Source organism: Methylocapsa palsarum, from assembly GCF_900114285.1.
GTDB lineage: Bacteria > Pseudomonadota > Alphaproteobacteria > Rhizobiales > Beijerinckiaceae > Methylocapsa > Methylocapsa palsarum.
Genome location: NZ_FOSN01000022.1, coordinates 1 through 17,068 on the forward strand (window position 1 = coordinate 1; position 17,068 = coordinate 17,068).

Consider the following 17,068-nt stretch of genomic DNA (forward strand, 5'->3'; position numbering starts at 1 on the left):
CCGCCGTCGACATGATGCTTGGGGCAAAGGCCGCGGTGATCACCGGCGGTCCCGGGGTCGGCAAGACGACGCTGCTCGACGCCATCCTGCGCATCGTTTCCGCCAAAGGCGTCAAAATCCTGCTCGGCGCGCCGACAGGCCGCGCCGCCAAACGCATGACCGAACAGACCGGCATCGAGGCGAAGACCCTCCATCGCCTGCTCGAGATCGATCCCATGCACGGCGGCTTCAAGCGCAACGCGGACAATCCGCTCGATTGCGGCCTGCTCGTCATCGACGAGACGAGCATGGTCGATGTTTCGCTGCTGTTCGCCGTGTTGAAGGCGGTTCCCTCCAAGGCGGCTTTGCTGCTCGTCGGCGACGTCGATCAGCTGCCCTCGGTGGGGCCGGGACAGACGCTCGCCGATATCATCGACTCCGCCGCAATCCCGGTCGCCCGGTTGACCGAAGTGTTTCGCCAGGCGGCGGAAAGCCGCATCGTCGTCAACGCTCACCGGATCAATCGCAGCGAAATGCCCGAATGGCCCAAGCGCGGCGAAGACTCGGATTTCTGGTTCGTCGACGCCAGGGATCCCGAAGACGGAGCCGCCAAGGTCGTCGAGCTGGTCCGCAGCCGCATTCCGCAGCGTTACGGGCTTGACCCCATCCGCGACATCCAGGTTTTGTGCCCCATGCAACGCGGCGCTCTGGGCGCGCGATCGCTCAACGCAGACCTTCAGAAGGCGCTCAATCCCAACCCCTCCGTGCGCATCGAGAAGTTTGGCGCGATCTTCGCGCCCGGCGACAAAGTCATGCAAAACGAGAACGATTACGATCGCGACGTCTTCAATGGCGATCTGGGGACCGTGCTGCGCATCGACGAGACAGAGGGTCTTCTGATCGCGGGCTTCGACGGGCGCGAGGTTGAATATCCCTTTGGCGAACTCGATACGCTCCTTCCGGCCTATGCGATGACGATCCATAAGTCGCAAGGGTCCGAATATCCGGCCGTCGTCATCACGCTTGCGACGCAGCACTATACGATGCTCGCGCGAAACCTCGTCTACACTGCGGTTACGAGGGGCAAGCGTCTCGTCGTCATCGTCGGGCAGCGCCGCGCCATGGCGATCGCCGTCAAGGCCGGGGCAGGGCGGCGGCGCTGGACTAAGCTGCAGGAATGGATGAAGCCTCGGCGAGGGCCGGATTGACGCATTCCAGCCTCCCGTGACGGCCCCGGACAGTCAACTTTATGCCGTGACAATTTCCGCAACCCGAGCCTGATCGTTCAAACAAGAGCGATTATGCTACCAATTGCGGCAGACCTGAGAGCCTTTTGGACCGAATTTCGGTATGGTGCCGTCGCGGTCCCTTTTTATGCAACCGAGCTGAAACATGGATCCCCCCGTTGCGCTGCGATCATTGCTCGAACATGAGTTCGATTTGAGCCGTCAATCGCTTGAGACGTTTCTCGAAAAGATCCGCGCCGCGTATCTCCTGCAAGGGTTGATTTTCTTCAGTCCGTCTCAACCCGAGCGCCGCGCGTTAAAGGGGACGCAACGCCCATGGCCCGGCCCGCACGATAAGGAAAAGAACAGCTGGTTAGCGTCGTTGCGGCGGATGACCCGCGTCGCGTGGTCGCAAACGCAAAGAAGAAGCATCCCCTTGCCATTTATACTTGTTGGAGCTGGCGGGAGCCGCCAGTTCCTGTCCATTCCTGTTCATTCGGCGAACGGAGTCTGGGCGTTTCTCATCGCAACATCGAACGAAACAGATATTGAATGGGCTGGACGTCAGGACCAACTCGCCAAAGATCTGCGACATATCGCCCATCACATGCATCGGCGCATCGCAGGCTTGTTGAATAACGAGGACGAAATTGACTTCTCCGAGATCACCAAGAGAGAGGCTGAGGCTTTGAGTCTCGCCAGCACAGGGAAAAGCGGAGAGGAGATAGCGTTTGCGATGGGTATTTCGCCGCAGACTGCGAGAGAACATCTTGATTCCGCGCGGAACAAATTGAAGGCGCTGAATCGCACGCACGCCGTCTCAAAGGCGCTCAAAGCAGGATTGATTTAGTAAACAGATCAACCCTTCAATTTTCCGCAAATAGCGCTGCTATTCGTCCCAGCGGAAAGCACGGCCCATCAGACCCCTCGGCGCCGTCGAAACCCCCTTTTATGGGGGTAACCTTCGTTTTGAACCCCAATTATCACGTTCCGCGTCGGCGGGCAGGCAGCCACTTGCTCCGTGTGAATTGATCGCCGCAGAAAGGCGATCATGCCCCCGGCCTCATTCAACTTGCCGTCTTCCTTCGACGTGCTCTCAACGCAAGTCGTTCGGGTCGGAACACACCTCCGCTGAACTGCGAAAGAGAGGACCATGTCTGATAAAATACAGCCAGTGGGCGCCGAAGCTCTAAACGAAGATGCGCCTGACCGGGGAAGGAGAACCTCGCTCCTCCGAGAGCCGCCGATCCTGCTCACCGCCCTCACGCCAATATATAATGACTTTTGGACGCTTTGGCTCGCGTTGCCGCCTGACTGCCGATTGCCGGACACACATGACCCTCTTGGATGTGACGAAATGCAGACGGCAAAATCTAGAGCCGTCATCGACGAATACCGGAGAATTGTGAATGTTGTTTCCAAAACCCCCGCGCAAACCCTGCAGGACTTTTTACAAAAGGCCGCTCTCATCTCCGAATGTCTGAAAATGGAGTCTTCGCCAATTACGGCGACTGTCGCCGTCCAATCGCTATTCGCAGATTTTGATAAACTGCTGACAGTCTGCGACATAATGCGCTTCGCGGTCGCGCCTGCGCGGGTTTCAAGTTTGACGGACGCAGGCCCCAATCATGAACGCCTCCGGGACGCGTGCGCCGATTTTTGGAAACTTTCAGATCGACTGAAGGCGATCAGCAATGAGACAGCAGGTAATACCGGCGGATTTTGGTCCGGAAGTGCGCTGTGGCTGGAATGGGAGCATACTACAAATCGATTATCCGACCTCGCGGCGAGCAATTTGTTTGAGCTGATAGCGAAAAAGGGTGTCGTCGACGAATGGCTTCAGACCGGGAAGGATTTCGATGTTCAATCAGGCTTGCTCCTTTCCCTTTTTAAGGACTTCGATTCGGTTTTGAGAGCCTCACTCGGCGATCGAAACCAATATTTTCACCAGCTGGTTGATCTGCTCCATATCGCTGAATGAGGCAGGAGAAATACGCTTTCGCCCATTTTTGATAAGCGGGTTCGCGTTCGCGCGCCTCATTTGTAGCCTGGCATTCCAGGTTATATGAGGTCACTTAAATGAGCAGAACCCTTGTCATTTTGTTCTCGCTCGGGGTCGGCGTGTGCGCTCGCGTCGAGGCCAACGAGGCCACGCCGTGTTCGCGCGACGGCTCCGCCTTCCTCAAGCTTGCCGATAACGATCAATCGACGAAGCCTGAGGTAAAACCGCTACCTCCTCTGTCATCAGATCCTCGCGTCAGTCTTCAGATGAGTGGCGCAATCGGCGCTCAAGATCCGGCTTTTGATGGGGTCCTGGGACCACCAGTGGATCTCGAGCAAGTACCAGCTATCAAATTTCTTGCCGGCAAGGGAGCAAAACTTCTCGAACTTGGAGACGCGCATGGGCTCCGCTCGGTGGTTGCGCGCCAAGGCGACGAAATCATGTTTTTCCTTATCACGCCGGATGGACAGGCATTGGTCGCCGGTCTTGAGTCCGAGCTTTCTGTTGGAAAGCTTCTGACTGTCGCCCGGGCGCAGGTGAGCGACCTCGGCGCAGCACACGGCCTGCGCACATTGTTTTTGCGCAACGGAGCAGAATTCCAGGTCCTTTATGCAACGCCGGATGGCGAGCGGCTCATTGCCGGCGTCATGTGGGACGCCAATGGAAAGAATATCACGCGCGGCCAAGTCTCAAGCGTCGAAGGCGCTGCGCCAACGGCCGTGGTCGGGTACGACCCGCGCTCAGGCTCCTCGGCCGCGCCCGCGTCCACCCTTGATCTTGTGCAAAAAACGACGTTCGGCCTCTTGGGCAATCAAGGGGCGCCCCGCCTTTGGGTGTTTGTCGATCCTCTGTGCACTTATTCCGTCCGCGCGATGCAGGAGTTGAAGCCCTTCGTCGAGCAAGGCCTCGTGCAGCTGGCGCTGATCCCTGTGTCGGTCTTGGATTACGAAACGGGAGGAAGGAGCACGCCGACGGCTCTGGCGCTTCTGGCTAAGCCGGCTGACGAAATGGCGGCCGCCTGGTCGCATCGTGATTTCAAGAATGCGGAAGGGCCTGAGGTTGCCGCGCGCTTGCGCGAAAACATGGCGGCCGCCGCCGCTATCGGGCTTCAGGGCACGCCGACTCTGGTCTGGCGAAAGGCCGACGGGTCGGAAGGCCGCATCGACGGGATGGCGACAGACTGGAAGGCGGTCATCGCTTCGATGGGGGGAAATACCCATGCCGGAGAATGACGAGCGTTTGGGGCCGGCTAAAATGACGCGGCCTGCGCGCCTATGGCGCGCAACGAAGACGATCGCATCAAGCCCGCTCAGTCTCTTTCCGAAGGAGGAAATCCGTCGCGGCGCCGATTTGATCGGGGAACTCATCGACGACATGAAAAGGAGACCTCCTGGCGGCGGGTCATTAAGACTCCATCAGGATCGCTCTTTCGATGTGCCGGCGAGCGCCGATCAATACGGATTGTCGTGCGCTCAACTCGAGAACGCTTTGTCCCGCTGGCGCCGTGGCGCCGCGATCTTCGCTTATATCGCATTCGGCTTGGGGTGGGTGTTCTTTGCCGGGTGGATCTATCGCCTTGCAACGATTCCCTGGACGGGCGGTTTCGTCATAACAGCGGTGGAGTTTCTCCCGTTTGTCTTGGTCTTCTTTCTTCAGGCCTTCAAAAGCGCCCTGCAGAATTTTCAGATTCGAACGCGCCGCCTGGCGACGCCGGGCGAATATTTGCGAACGAGAGACGACTTTTGGCCGAGTTAACCGAGACTGCTCCAATTCGGTGTGTCCAAGCCCGAAACGAGACTATTTCCAAGAGAGCTGATCCTTGGGCAGCCGGCCGCTTGGATCGTAGACTGAAACTTTGTGAGGAAGTCTCTCGCCCCAGTTCCAAAGCACGAGATTTTGATCCGCCGGCGTCGCCCCAGGCGCAAAACTCGGAACAAGAACGCCAGCTTTTCCGGCGTCAACTAAACTCCGCGTGATCCGCCATGAGGGCGGCTCTCGGCCTTGCGAAATATCCGAGAACCAGGCACAGGCCATGTCGGCGAACGAAACGCCGCCCACCTTCAGGCACTCCTCGTTGCGTAGATCGACGACATCCTCGCAATCGACATCATAAGAGCACAACACGCAGGGGTGGATCTTGTGCGCGAAGCCCTGGTTGATTTCCTTGACAGCGGTCATGATGGTGAGCGCGAGATAAAGCGCCGGCATGCCCTTGGGATTGAAGCGAGCGCCGCGGATCGCGGCGCCTTGGCCGGAAAGCGGCGCGAAGGACCAACGCGGATCGTGCGCCCTGTAGCAGGTCGCTTGAAACCTCAAGCAAAGCCGCCGAGCGCAATGTGATCGAGATACTCGCGCAGCGCGCGGGCTTGCCCGTCTTTGACGAGGGCCTCGGCGGTGCGCCCACCGAACGCGGCGATCGGCTGGGCGCGATACCAGGCCATCGCCTGTTCCTTGCCGCCCGCCCAACTGGAAACCCGCGAGACGATTTCCAGCATTTCCTTGAGGCGGGACTGAGTCTTGGGCGCCCCCAAACGCGCCAGCTTGTAAAGCGCTTCCCGGTTCAAGCCGATGGTTTCGGCGAGTTGGCCCTTGGACATGCCGAAAGTCGCAGCGACCTTTTCCACCGTGACGAAGCCCTGGTGGTTCATCAGGTTCGCGACCAAGGGCGCCGGCTCCAGCCCGGCCGGAAAGCCGGCGATCGGCGCGGCCTTTGCCGGCGACTTGCGGCGGACAGGGGTCACCGTCCTGGTCGTTGTCGCGGGAGACTTGGGAGCGGCCATTGGAAGCCTTTCTGCCGGTTTAATAGGGTGTAATATAGGGCAAACACGGGTTGACGCAATCGAGAAAAGTGAGAAGCCTCTTTTTGCGGCGCAGAGGAAACGAGAATCAAAACGTTCCGGGCGGCGACAACGGGCTTCCGCCGGATGCTCCATACGCCCATGGGGCGTGCTCCAGATTGGGCCGAGTGGATTGCGTCGACGGATCGGCGGGTTTTACGATCGTTCCCTGACGATCATAAACGGGCGGACGCCAAGTCGCATTCGCCGAGCCATAAGGTGCATAGAGGTCGTAATAGAAATTCTTGATGAGCGGCGGCTGCACAGCGGCGTAGCTGCCTGGCGCACGGACATTGGGAGACGAGCAGCCTGAGAAGAGGCTGGCGCAAGCGAGAACAGCTGCAATTGTCGATGATCGCATTGTGGACTCCTTTAGGAAGTCTACCATGGATCATGGCGGCGCGAACGAAACGCGCGGAATTGGCGTCAGCGCGGGTTCAGTGCTCGGAGCAGAAAGAGATAGCGCTGATATTTTTCGCCAGTGTAGCCAGGGATCCGCTCACCTCGTGAAATGAACGGGTCCATGTCCTCCAGGAGCTGTTGCAGCTCCCGATATTCGGACGTGTCGCGTTTGCCCACTTTTTCCGCCCTGGACAAGATCTGAACCATGTCGGAGTAGTAAAGGAGGTTATGCTCTTTGATTTGGAGCCGCGCTTCTAACTCTGCTGTCCAGCGATCTGCTTGGCCGATTTGCCTATCGAGCCCTGCGATCACAGCCTTGGCGTCTTTCAGTTCGTCCCGCAGGTGCGTCGCACAGGCTTTCCAATCCGCGTAGGAATTATAGTTGGTGGTCGCTTCAACGCAGGCCCGATGCAAGGAGGCATGAAGAGCGTCGAGGGTGCTTTGGTCGACCTGAACCGGGCGACGTCCCCTTACAGAATCGAGGGTCCGTTGATGCATCTCGTCTTCATCGGCGGACGAGCGGCCAAGTTCATACCAAAGAAACCCGCTCAACCCGCTTGAGTCGCTATCGTCCATTTCAATTCTCCTGAGGCGGCGCCGTGTGCGACATGTCCGTCGTCGCCTGAAGCGTCGTATCCATATGAACCGAGCCCCTCCCGCCGCCCGCGCCACTGGTGGAAGAATTGCCGCCGGAGGAATGAGTGAGGGCGCGCGTGTAGCCGATCTGAGCTTGACCGCTCTGTCCGGCACTAGCGGAAGGCTGAACGCCGCGCTGAATTGCGCCCAAACTCTTGGCGCCCCCGACAAAGGCCGCGTCTCTGGCGAACTGGTCCATGTCGACGCGATTGGCGGAGGAGAACCCGATGAGTTTCGGCAGATGGTGCGGGATCAGCGAAATCATCCGGAACGACATCATGGCGGCGACGACATGGGTCAGGACGAAGATCGACAGAAGAACGAAGAGGCCGAGGAAATTCGTTACGAGCCAGCCGTTCCCCAGCACGAAACCGGCGGCGATTCCAAAGCTCATGCGGATGAGCCAGGACATCGCCGTGAAGACAAAATATCCAAGGAAGAGCCCAAGGATCATCAGCACGGGCCGGAAAAGAATGTTGAAAATCAATTCGTAGCCCGCGACGCCGCGGCCATGCAGGCCTTCCCCCTCGAAGGTCATATGGGCCAGCATCCATAAAGGAACCGCGACCACGGCCTCGCAGACAAGGATCAGGTAACCGGCGACGCCCGCCATCCACATGACCCACGGGATCATGGGAAGAATGAAGGCGATCGTCAGGCCGGGGATGAGAAGAGCCAGGATCGCCACGAAAACCGGCGTCGAAAAGAATTGCATGAAAAGATTGAGGCCGGCGCTCGCGGCCGCGGCGGCCCAATTCAAGGTCAGAACATTGAACGCCGTGGTCGCCGCGCTTCCGGTGGTCGAGCTGGCGAGGCCCGCAAGACCAAGCGCGGTCATCGAGGCGATGATGAGTTTGTTCCCGAGCGCGACGAGGCCGCCGAAAGGATCGGTCCATTGAGTTCCCGTAGGGGTCAGCAAATCGACGATGTCATGCAGCAGCGTCGGGGTGAAATCGAGCGCGCGGAAAAGCTGCTCGACCGTGCTCGCGCCGTCGCTGCCGTTGTATTGGCCGGTGACCGTGTCCGCATTGCCGCCTGGGGTCATTAGGCCATCCGCCGTCGCGACATAGGTCTTGAGGGTCGCCAGAAAGGCGGCGGATGAGGCGAACAGCGGCGCGATATCCGATCGCAGCGAGGCCGGCAGGCCGTCAAAATTGGGCATATTCACAACAGGCATGCCGCTCAGCACCGATAATGTGAGCCCGTTCAGGCGGGCGAATTCCAGATAATAGGCCGCCGCGCCGGTCCAGCCCAACGCCGCTTGCTGGGTCTCGTTCTGGAGAAGGCCGAGGTTGCCGTTTCGAGCGTCGGTCGACGCCTGAAGGCTTTGGCGAATCTGCTGGGTGATCGTCTTTGCGAGATTCGTCAATTGCGTCGTGTAATTCTGGGTCGCGGTGACATAGAGCCCCTGAAGGCCGGTCAGCGCCGTCTCATTCCGGGTGGTCCAATAGTTTTGGGCGATAGAATCGATCGACGGACGAATGGAAGTGAGGATGCTGTCGAGAATCGTCTTCTGGTTGGAACTCATATCGATGGAAACGCCGCCGAGGGTCGCGCCGCCGTTCAGCGGCTCCGCTATGGTCACGGTCCCGCAGGCCGGGGCGCCCGTCCCATTGCCGGCCGCCAACGAATAGGCGTAGGTGACCGCGCCGCCGTTCGCGTTGTGAATCGTGGTCGCGTTCGGAGTGGGAACCAGCGTGCTGTTGGAGGCCTGGTTGATCAAGGATCGGCACAATTCGTCTTCGACGAGATTCAGGACAATCGTGCTGGCGCCTGGAATTATGGGTTGCGAAATGACCACGGCGTCCGGACCAATGGCCTGGACCGCATTGGCGTAGACGACTTTGGCCATTCCTATTCCCCATTTGGCCGCTTGCAAGACGGCGGCTTGCCCGGTCGAAAAGCCGGACGCCAAGGGGAACATCATGATCGCGGCGAAGCCGGTCCGGACCAGAAACAGGGAGGACATGCCGTTCGTCAGCAGCTGCGCGGTCTCCGCCACCCGATGAATATGGATGATCGAGGTATAGGCGAGGTAGCTCATGGCGATCGCCATGACGAAGCCGGTCAGCTGGCCGATGATTTGGCCGATGATCGTGGCCGCCGTTCCGGTGGACGTCGGCGGTGTTCCATTGGCCGGAAAAACGCTCTGGATGATTTTCCAGGACCAATCATCGCCTGGGTCGAGGGCGGCCCAGCTGACGTCGTAGTTGGCGGCCGCAGCATTCGTGGCAGTGAGGGCGCAGCTGGCGATCACAAATATGAAAACGGCTGAAAAGGGAAAGCGAAGTCGGAGCATGGCGTCCTCGACAAGAGAGTATGATCGAGGATGCCAGGCGTCGGCGCGAACGCGATGCGTTGATGAAGGCTAAGGACTCGGGCTTGGGGACGGGCGGCTGGCGTGACCGCGCTCGGCGCCCGGAGTGAATTTGGAATGGATTGTCTCGGCGATCTTCTGGAAGAAGTCCTTTGCGTCTTCCGAGAGCTTGCTCAGCATATTCGTCCCATCTTCCTTACCCGGGATGGCGACAGAGGCCTTCGCAATGTCCCGATCGATCTCTTGCACCTTTTTGACGGTTGTCGGGGAACTGCGGCCGAGAGCATCCCCGAGGCTGACGCGCTGCTGGGCGTAGGCGGCGATCGCGCCGGACGCCGTATCATGAGCGGCGGCGAAGGAATCGTCCTTTAACGCCTCCCTGAATTCTTGACGGAGATATTCGAAATTTCCGCCAGCCCTCATGCCGTCCATGACTTTCTCGATGCCGCCGTTCGCCAGCGCCGCATCTCTTATTTTTTCGAGGATCGCGCCTGTGCGGCTCTTTTCAAGAACCTTGATTGTTTGTCGCGCGGCCTCGCCCGCTTGGATCACGGCCTCGACCGCCGCTCCTTCTCGCCGCGGCGCCATGCGGTTGGCCTGGAAGGCGTCCGCCATGGCGCCGAGATCGCCGCGCTTCGCGGTCGATTGAGCCGCCGCCGGGGTCGTTTTGCGTAAGCCGGCGAGGAGCGCGCCAAGGGCGCTGTTTGGACCGTAAGCGATGGGTTGCTGGACCGCCTGTCGCTCTTTCTCGGCGTAAGGAACAGCGCGCAGATGCGAGGTCTGATCCTGCGCGGCGTCCTTTAGTGCGGTTTTCTGGTCACCACTTTCTTCGTCGACTGGCTTGGCGGCTGTGGCTTCGGAAGCCGCTGAGCTCGTTATGGGAGACTGGCGTTCCGCAATCGTCGCTTTGGCCGAACCGTTGATCATGTCATTGGGGTGGTTTGGTTCCTGGACGTGAGCATTGACGCGACTCGAGGCTATCGCGTCGGCGCCCGCCGCGCCTGTCGAATCGTCGTTGAACGCGGACATTTGTCGCTCTGCGGCGCTAAGCATTGCGCTGCGGGACAACGCGTTGTCCCAGGCGGGGGGTGGGGCGAACGTTGAGCGTTCGCTTTCTGCCGCCTCCGGGCTCTTCCGTTCCGGCCTGTCCGCCGCGCCGGCAGCGTCAGGCGTCTGCGTCCGCGCCTCACGTTGCGCCTTCCAGACCTGGAACTCCTGCTCACCTTGCGGCGTCGCGCGAGAGGGAATGCCGAGGGTGGCGCGAACGTTGACGACGAATGCCGTTTGGTCCGTCTCAACGAACCGCAGCCTATCGCCAAGCGACGCTTTGACCTCGGGGGCCGATTTGCCCCCAGCGAAGCCTTGCTCGACGGCGCCGGTCAGCCCCCGCATGTCGGAAAGATCCCGGTCCGCCTGCGCCTCTTTATTGATCCAATGATCGGGGTCGTCGCCGACCTGGCGCCTTGGCAGGGCGTCGGGCGGATGGTCAGTTGTTTTTGCGGCGTCATCAGCCATTGTCTTGAATTCCTGGGAGAAAGGTCAGTTGGACATGGACGGGGTGGGCATCCGCCCGGGAGGCTGGAAATGATGTTCTTCGGTCGCCGCAAGTAGAGCGGCGTTGGTCGTTGCGTTGAAGAGATCGATTTTGAAGAGATGGGCGAGAAGGTAATTCGTGGCGGCGAGTTCATGCGCCAGCTCCCGTTCGACGGCGGCGGGCGGCATGGTTTGCAGTTGCGCCGCCCAGTTGACGTCGCTGTAGCGCCGCTCCGCATCGAGCATCAGAGCCTGATACCATGAGCCGGTGTCGACCGGCGTCATGCCTTCGTTTTGCATTTGCGTCTTTTGCGCGTCCGAAAGGGTGACGCTCGGGGCCTGGGTTGAAATGGCGTAGCTGAGAACGCCGCGCGCAAGCGACATGCGGGCGTTGTATTCCCGCCGCCGCGCCGCCGCCTCCATCCCGATCGACGAGGTCAGCTGCTCTCCGCGCAGGGCCGCAGGAACGATCCCCTGCACGAGGTTCGTCGCGTAATCATTCGCGGCGTTGACGCCAGCCTGACCAGGCAACGTGCCCGGGCCAAAAAGGCTGATTGCGCGCAGATCGGCGTTTGGCGTTTGAGATAAGGAGCAAAGACCGGCGTCGGCTTCGTTTTGATCGCAATAGCGGCTCAGATGCAGCTGGTTGATCGCCCCGATCGCTTGCGCATAGCCTTCATGAGCGGGTTGATGTGGTCCGCCTTCTCCGCGCGGGTCGGTGACGTTCTGAATAGCGGCGGCCACCTTAAACGCTTCGCCGGCGCCGGCCACTATGGTCTGGCCATTGTCGAGACTAGCGCAGTGAAGCGGGTTGGCTGTATGTTCATCGCGGATCTGGGCGTTTCGCATATCGCGGCTGAACCGCGCGTTAGAGGTCAGCGCGCCGTCGACGATCTGCTGGCCGGCGGAGACTTGCGCTCTTGAATAATTGGCGTTTTGGGTGAACCCCTGCTGCAAAAGGGCGGTGACGGAACCATTCGTGGCGTCGCCCAAGATGCTGCCAAGAGGACCAGTGAGCCCAAGCTGCCTGGTGATCGTGTTGAGCGTATTGCTCATCTGGTTTTGGATCGATTGCAGCGCGTTTTGGATGGCGATGCTGGCCCAATCGATGACGGCCATCTGGGACCGCGCCGGCGACGCGCCGAAGACGAAAGCGCCAACGAGCACGCCGGCGGCGGCCGATGTCAGAAGCGATGATTTGTTCATGAGTGAAATTCTCAGAAGAGGCCGGTCAGGTTGGAAGTCGGGTAGCCGGTGGGCTTCACGCCATCGCCGGTGATGTAGAGTTTGCCGCTATTGTTCGCGCCGACGCCGATGTATCCGACGGGCGGCCCGCCGCCGCCGAAGCTGAGTTTCGGGCAGGACAGGCCGCCACCAAGCGTGTGTCCGTTGAGAAACCCAAGATTGAACCCTGTCAGCGTGATGCCGCATTGCGTCGTTCCGATCGTCTTTTGCCATTCGGAAGTCAGCGCTTTGCAGAGCTGACCTTCAATATTCTGCAAGAGCGTGGCCGGGTTCAGGAGATTGACGACGACGTTGAGGCCGACGCCCTGGAAAAACTTGTCAAGGCAGGTGAACGTCTTGACGGATTGCGGTTGGGCAATGTCCTTGTCGTCCGCATTGACGCGCGCGGCGGCGCCATTGGCCGCGGATTGGATGAGAGCAGCGCATCCCGCGCTTCCGGTGGTCTGCGCCATGGCGGCGCAAGGGATAAAGGCCGCCACTGAACCAGCGGCGAGAGCGCGGCGTAGCCAACTCATGCGCCGCTTCCTGTTCTTGCCGGCGGCAACGAAGCGCAGGCGCGCCTGAGGGCTTCGAGGCGCTCTTCGGAAAACATCCGCTTGAGAAGGACGCGGCGTCCGAGATTGTAGATGTGCGCCCCCGCCGCTGTTTGGGGCGCTGGTTGGTCCGAACGCAAAAGCACCAGTGTGGGGTTGCGATTGCAGCCTTGAGACTCAAACAATTTCGTGGCGAGCGAGACGGCATGAGGGTCGCTCAATTGACTGATGATGCCCGCCAGCGCCGCTTGTCCCTGGTCTTGGTTGCAAAACGCCGCGACGCGCCGCAACCCGTTCTCGCTCGAATCGGCGATCGCTGCGCCAAGAGAAGCAATCGCCGCTTCCAGTTTGAGGTCGACCGCAGCCGCGGGCGAGTTACGGGGCGGCGGGCCTGACCGCCCCCCTTTGGTGATGTTCAGGTCCATGATCTGGCCTCCGTGGATTGTTCTAAGGAGGAGGATCGGACAGCACGGCGCGAATGCGAACAGGGTTCATTCGGATTTCGCTGATTGAACGATGGTCACGCTGCGAGGAAGAATTCGGGCAGCCAATCCAAGGGGACGAACGGCGTCGCCGAGAACAAGAATCCAGAGCCGGCCGCCTTTCCAGTCCACCAGAGCCGATGAATCGACGCCGGGCGCATAATGGATCGTGACCTGAGAGGGCGCGATCTGGCGCGCGGCGAAGTCCAAAGGAACCTGAAACCCGAAGCCTTGCGCGTCTATAGCCGCCGCAATCTGGCGATGCGGCGTTTTGCGTCTTTCCAGCGCTTTATGGACATGGCGTCGCAATTTGGAATGAACAGCAATCTCTGCCGCCGGGCTCGCCGGCGAATTGGGGCCTGCGGGCTCCGCCAGAACGTTGGCGCCAGGTTCGGGATTTGGCACTGCGATCAATGTGAAATCAGCCATCGCTGGGCCCCGCAAAGCAAGGAAGGTAATTAAAATGAGCGCCGGTTTCCGCATTCGAGCCTCCATTTGGCGATGAGGGCCTGATGACGGCGCGAATGCGATGTGAAATTTTGATAAAAATCCAAAACGGCTCAAGCGTTCAACGCAAAACTGCTGGGATTCTTTTTTGTATATAAAAAACAGTATAGTGTATGATTTTTCTCTGGCGCCTGACGCGTCCGGCCTTCAAGCGGGGGCGGCGTCGTTGCTGGGGAGTTCTTGGGGCTGGGGTATGATGAAGAGGCATGAAAACGATGAAGAGGATTTATCGTCTCAGCAATTTTTAACGGCTTTGGGCGAGAGGATCAGGAAATACCGCGTCGCCGCAAAACTCTCTCAGAGGCAGTTTGCGCAGGTCGTTGGGATGAATCCAACAACGATCTACCTGGTTGAAGGAGGGGGCCCAAACATTGGCGCCGCCTCCCTGTTCAAAATGTCAAAAGTCCTCGGTGTGCCGATTACCGCATTTTTCGACGATCAATCTTCCGGATCGCAGGGCGCGGCGTCGGCTCCCACAGCCCATGGCGCAAAAGCGGTTCAGGTGACAGAGAGCTCAATCCCTGTGTTCGTGAAGCTCGCAAGCGAATTGCAAAGAGCTTGCAATGCGCTGGATGGGCGCCGGGATGCTTTAGCGAAAATCATCGACGATCTGCAAATCATCGTGGAAGAGCATAAAAAAGAGACGCAACCGCCGGCGAAGAAGAAACCGAAATGATTGCATGATTTTTTCATGCCGCATGCGTTTTACATTGACTGTTTTTAATCATGCGATAGTCTGCCCCTCATCAAAGGGGCGGACTCATGCTTGTCGAACCACACGAGGGGAGCGATCCCTTCCGCACGCCGTCATGGCCAGACGCATTCCATAAAACTGTTGCGACGGTTCTCGCGCCGTTCGATGTCATTCTCACCGGGATGATTGGAGGCGGCCTCGGCATCGAGGCCCTCGCATTATATCTTGGCGTGGCGCGAGCGGACCTGCTTGAGCGTGTCGCCGCTCTCGGCCTTGAAATTCCGCACGATCGGCCGATGCGCCGCGCGGGCGGCAAAAATCCGTGGGCGCCGGAAGACGTCCGGCGGCTTGTAGCACTCTGGATCGACGGCGTGCAGGTGCGCAGCATCGCCGAGGCGCTCGGCCGATCTCGCGGGGGAATTTATGCAAAGCGGCGGCGGATCGGATTGCCGCCGCGCTCCCGCGCGAGCCTTCGATATCTGTTGACCGACGAGTGCCGGGCGATCGTGGCGCCTTGGGTTTTGTTGCCGGATTGCGTGACGCTTCTCATTCCTAAAACGAATGCGACAACCCCACCTGCGCTTTTGTCCTCGGCGGCCGCGGCTGCTAACGATGTGCAGGTCTTTTGTCTCAACCCATCTCAGCCGGCCGTCATCGACCCGACTTCCATTGATCATGATCCATTCAATCCGCCCGCGCCGCGGGAAAAGACGCCCTCGTGCCGAGGGGTTAAGAAGCGGGCGACGCGCGACGGCAGCTTTTCCTGGGCTAACCCGCGGTCCGGACTTACGTATGAAAACAGGTTGAAATTGTCATTAGCTGACCAGCGTTTGTCGGAACTTGCTTTCGGCGGCCTCCAATCGAGCACCATCGCGGAGATCATGAGCGAGGAATTTGGCCGGCCGTTGAACAAATGCGCGATCGACAATCGCATCAGTCGGCTTGAGATAATTCGCGACAGGAATGCGTTGTCGAGTGAATATATCCCAGAAGAGATTATGGAAAAGGCCCGCGTAAACAAAAGCGCGCTGGGCGCGGCGGTCGGTTTTTGCGGGACAGTCGAAAGGCAGTTCTGGTGGTATAAAACGCGTGGCGGCTCACGGACGGAATGCCGCGAAGCGCGAACGAAAAAATACAGAAACAAGAGAAGCAACAATCCTTGGGGATGGTTGTAACATTCCGGCGCCCGCTCTACAATAATTGAGGAACGCTGGACGCCGTCGCCTTTTTTCATCGCATTCGATTTAGCCAACGCAGAACTCCATCCAAGCAATTCACGAGCGTATTTACTGCCATACCTCGATAAAGCAGGATATGCGCCGGGATCGCCCGACGGCCTCGATCGCTTTGAGCCGGGCGCGATCTCCGGGGAGATCGGCCGCTAGAGATTCAGAACGCGGTCCTTGAATCCATAAAAGAAAACTTGCCCTGAGTTGAATCACCTCCGCGTTGGTGAGCGTGGCGTCGAGAGAAAGATCGGCTATTTCTCGAATGCGCAGGATTCGCGGCGGGGCGACGTGTTTGACGCGAGGTTTTCTATTCGCTTCATAGTTCCGGGACCGTTCGCATTCCTTTCGGATCGCGGCAGCGCAAGCGTTCCGTGTTTCCTCGAGGACGCCGCGGCTCGCCGCTTCCCTTTCAATTTTCACAAGACGTGCTTCATCGCCAGCAAGATCGTCATTCGTCAACAATTCGGTTCCGTAGTACGCGCTGCCGGAGCGACACCATTTAATCCAGCCAAAGAATTGCATCCATAATAATACGAAACTGTCGAAATCGACCAAATCTGAGTTATTTGGAACAATCCCTCCGACGCTATCGCCGCGAGGATAGTCGGCAAAGTCATTATCGATGCTTCGACGTTGGCGACGAATTGCGAGTGGCATAAGCAGCTTTTTCGACATGATGAATTTCTCAGTTTGGACGATGGTTCATCAATCTTTATGAGAGCATCGCGCGAAGGCAAATGTTGCCTCAGAGCTTTTTCTCAGAAAGCCCCATCGTGTTCGCGCCGGGCGATGCGAAAGTCATCGCATGCAAAACCAGCGCGCGGCTATCACGCGAAAATTATCGGATCCTGACTTTCAGGCCTCGCTCGTCACCAAGAGCATTGGCCTCTCCATGGCTCTGTCCGTGTTGGTCGCGGCTTTCGCCCTTCACGACATTTATGTGTGGACCAACCCGCCAACGCCTAAATATTTCATTGTCGACGGCAAAACGCTGCCGAAAGCGATCACAGCCGTCGATAACCCAATCGTCAATGATTCCGAACTGCTCGATTGGTCCGTCAAGGCGATGCTCGCTCCTTACAATGTGAACTATCACGACTATCCCGAAGAGCTGAATACCGCCGGCCGGCGCTTTACCGCGAACGGCTGGAGCACCTTCGCCAATAGCTACATCAAATCAGGCAATTACGAGAAGATGAAAAGCGCCATGCTGCTCTGCTTCGCGCAAGCGCAGCGCTCGGCGGTGATCGTTGATTCCAAGATGCTCAACGGCGCCCTGGCGTATCGCGTGCAGGCGCCGATCGTTCAGACCTGCCAGAACACCAATGAAGCGAATACGCAGCGGATGATGCTGACCGCCGTCGTGATGCGAACGAACGCGGAGGATCATCGCGACGGGTTGGTCATCGATCAATTGGTCGCGGTCGCTCAATAAAGAGAAACAGT

Annotated in this window: 18 protein-coding genes; 7 read left to right on the forward strand and 11 right to left on the reverse strand. The window is 59.1% G+C overall.

The window, feature by feature from the left end; translation table 11 throughout:
- From recD2 to BM177_RS17005, 4 genes are all read left to right on the forward strand, one after another.
- Positions 1 to 1,187 (forward strand): SF1B family DNA helicase RecD2 (recD2, locus tag BM177_RS16990; protein ID WP_175492675.1); only part of this gene is annotated, 1,187 nt, incomplete at its 5' end.
- Positions 1,188 to 1,371: 184 nt separating this feature from the next.
- Positions 1,372 to 2,055, forward strand: coding sequence for a helix-turn-helix transcriptional regulator (locus tag BM177_RS16995; RefSeq protein ID WP_091686015.1), 684 nt, complete (start codon positions 1,372 to 1,374; stop codon positions 2,053 to 2,055).
- 303 nt (positions 2,056 to 2,358) lie between these two features.
- Complete coding sequence (locus BM177_RS17000; RefSeq protein WP_139223697.1) at positions 2,359 to 3,186, forward strand: hypothetical protein; 828 nt, start codon at positions 2,359 to 2,361, stop codon at positions 3,184 to 3,186.
- Positions 3,187 to 3,284: 98 nt separating this feature from the next.
- Positions 3,285 to 4,439 (forward strand): hypothetical protein, encoded by a 1,155-nt coding sequence (locus BM177_RS17005; RefSeq protein WP_210185927.1) that lies wholly within the window; start codon positions 3,285 to 3,287, stop codon positions 4,437 to 4,439.
- 565 nt (positions 4,440 to 5,004) lie between these two features.
- Here BM177_RS17005 and BM177_RS17015 read toward each other — a convergent pair.
- From BM177_RS17015 to BM177_RS20385, 10 genes are all read right to left on the reverse strand, one after another.
- Positions 5,005 to 5,523: an RES family NAD+ phosphorylase gene (locus BM177_RS17015; protein WP_091686022.1), complete on the reverse strand. Its 519-nt coding sequence runs from the start codon at positions 5,521 to 5,523 to the stop codon at positions 5,005 to 5,007.
- The gene (locus tag BM177_RS17020; RefSeq protein ID WP_091686072.1) at positions 5,520 to 5,855 is read right to left on the reverse strand and encodes an antitoxin Xre/MbcA/ParS toxin-binding domain-containing protein; all 336 of its coding nucleotides are present in this window, start codon (positions 5,853 to 5,855) and stop codon (positions 5,520 to 5,522) included. Before BM177_RS17020 ends, BM177_RS17015 begins: the two co-directional genes overlap by 4 nt.
- A gap of 238 nt (positions 5,856 to 6,093) precedes the next feature.
- Entirely contained in the window at positions 6,094 to 6,405 is a 312-nt protein-coding gene (locus BM177_RS17025) for a hypothetical protein (protein WP_091686024.1), read from the reverse strand.
- A 65-nt stretch (positions 6,406 to 6,470) separates the two neighbouring features.
- A complete protein-coding gene (locus tag BM177_RS17030) occupies positions 6,471 to 7,022 on the reverse strand; it encodes a hypothetical protein (RefSeq protein WP_091686026.1) in 552 nt (183 codons plus the stop codon).
- A gap of 1 nt (position 7,023) precedes the next feature.
- Positions 7,024 to 9,381: a DotA/TraY family protein gene (locus tag BM177_RS17035; protein WP_091686029.1), complete on the reverse strand. Its 2,358-nt coding sequence runs from the start codon at positions 9,379 to 9,381 to the stop codon at positions 7,024 to 7,026.
- A 69-nt stretch (positions 9,382 to 9,450) separates the two neighbouring features.
- On the reverse strand, positions 9,451 to 10,914 hold the full coding sequence (locus tag BM177_RS17040; protein WP_091686031.1) for a hypothetical protein: 1,464 nt from the start codon (positions 10,912 to 10,914) through the stop codon (positions 9,451 to 9,453).
- A gap of 24 nt (positions 10,915 to 10,938) precedes the next feature.
- Positions 10,939 to 12,138, reverse strand: coding sequence for a hypothetical protein (locus BM177_RS17045; protein ID WP_091686034.1), 1,200 nt, complete (start codon positions 12,136 to 12,138; stop codon positions 10,939 to 10,941).
- Between the two features lie 11 nt (positions 12,139 to 12,149).
- Positions 12,150 to 12,692 carry a hypothetical protein gene (locus tag BM177_RS17050; protein ID WP_091686037.1) on the reverse strand — a complete coding sequence of 181 codons (543 nt, stop codon included), beginning with the start codon at positions 12,690 to 12,692 and terminating at the stop codon, positions 12,150 to 12,152.
- Positions 12,689 to 13,135, reverse strand: a complete 447-nt coding sequence (locus BM177_RS17055) for a hypothetical protein (protein WP_091686040.1) — start codon at positions 13,133 to 13,135, stop codon at positions 12,689 to 12,691. The genes BM177_RS17050 and BM177_RS17055 overlap by 4 nt, the downstream gene beginning before the upstream one ends.
- A 66-nt stretch (positions 13,136 to 13,201) precedes the next feature.
- Positions 13,202 to 13,621, reverse strand: a complete 420-nt coding sequence (locus tag BM177_RS20385; RefSeq protein WP_210185928.1) for a hypothetical protein — start codon at positions 13,619 to 13,621, stop codon at positions 13,202 to 13,204.
- A 187-nt stretch (positions 13,622 to 13,808) separates the two neighbouring features.
- Here BM177_RS20385 and BM177_RS17065 point away from each other — a divergent pair, with 187 nt between their 5' ends.
- Positions 13,809 to 14,375 carry a helix-turn-helix domain-containing protein gene (locus BM177_RS17065; protein ID WP_139223698.1) on the forward strand — a complete coding sequence of 189 codons (567 nt, stop codon included), beginning with the start codon at positions 13,809 to 13,811 and terminating at the stop codon, positions 14,373 to 14,375.
- A 500-nt stretch (positions 14,376 to 14,875) separates the two neighbouring features.
- Positions 14,876 to 15,568 carry a hypothetical protein gene (locus tag BM177_RS19660; protein WP_139223699.1) on the forward strand — a complete coding sequence of 231 codons (693 nt, stop codon included), beginning with the start codon at positions 14,876 to 14,878 and terminating at the stop codon, positions 15,566 to 15,568.
- A 111-nt stretch (positions 15,569 to 15,679) separates the two neighbouring features.
- Here BM177_RS19660 and BM177_RS17075 read toward each other — a convergent pair whose 3' ends face one another.
- Positions 15,680 to 16,297: a hypothetical protein gene (locus BM177_RS17075; RefSeq protein ID WP_091686046.1), complete on the reverse strand. Its 618-nt coding sequence runs from the start codon at positions 16,295 to 16,297 to the stop codon at positions 15,680 to 15,682.
- Positions 16,298 to 16,427: 130 nt separating this feature from the next.
- Between BM177_RS17075 and BM177_RS17080 the strand changes: the two genes are divergently transcribed.
- Complete coding sequence (locus BM177_RS17080) at positions 16,428 to 17,057, forward strand: DotI/IcmL/TraM family protein (RefSeq protein ID WP_091686048.1); 630 nt, start codon at positions 16,428 to 16,430, stop codon at positions 17,055 to 17,057.
- Positions 17,058 to 17,068: the final 11 nt, after the last annotated feature.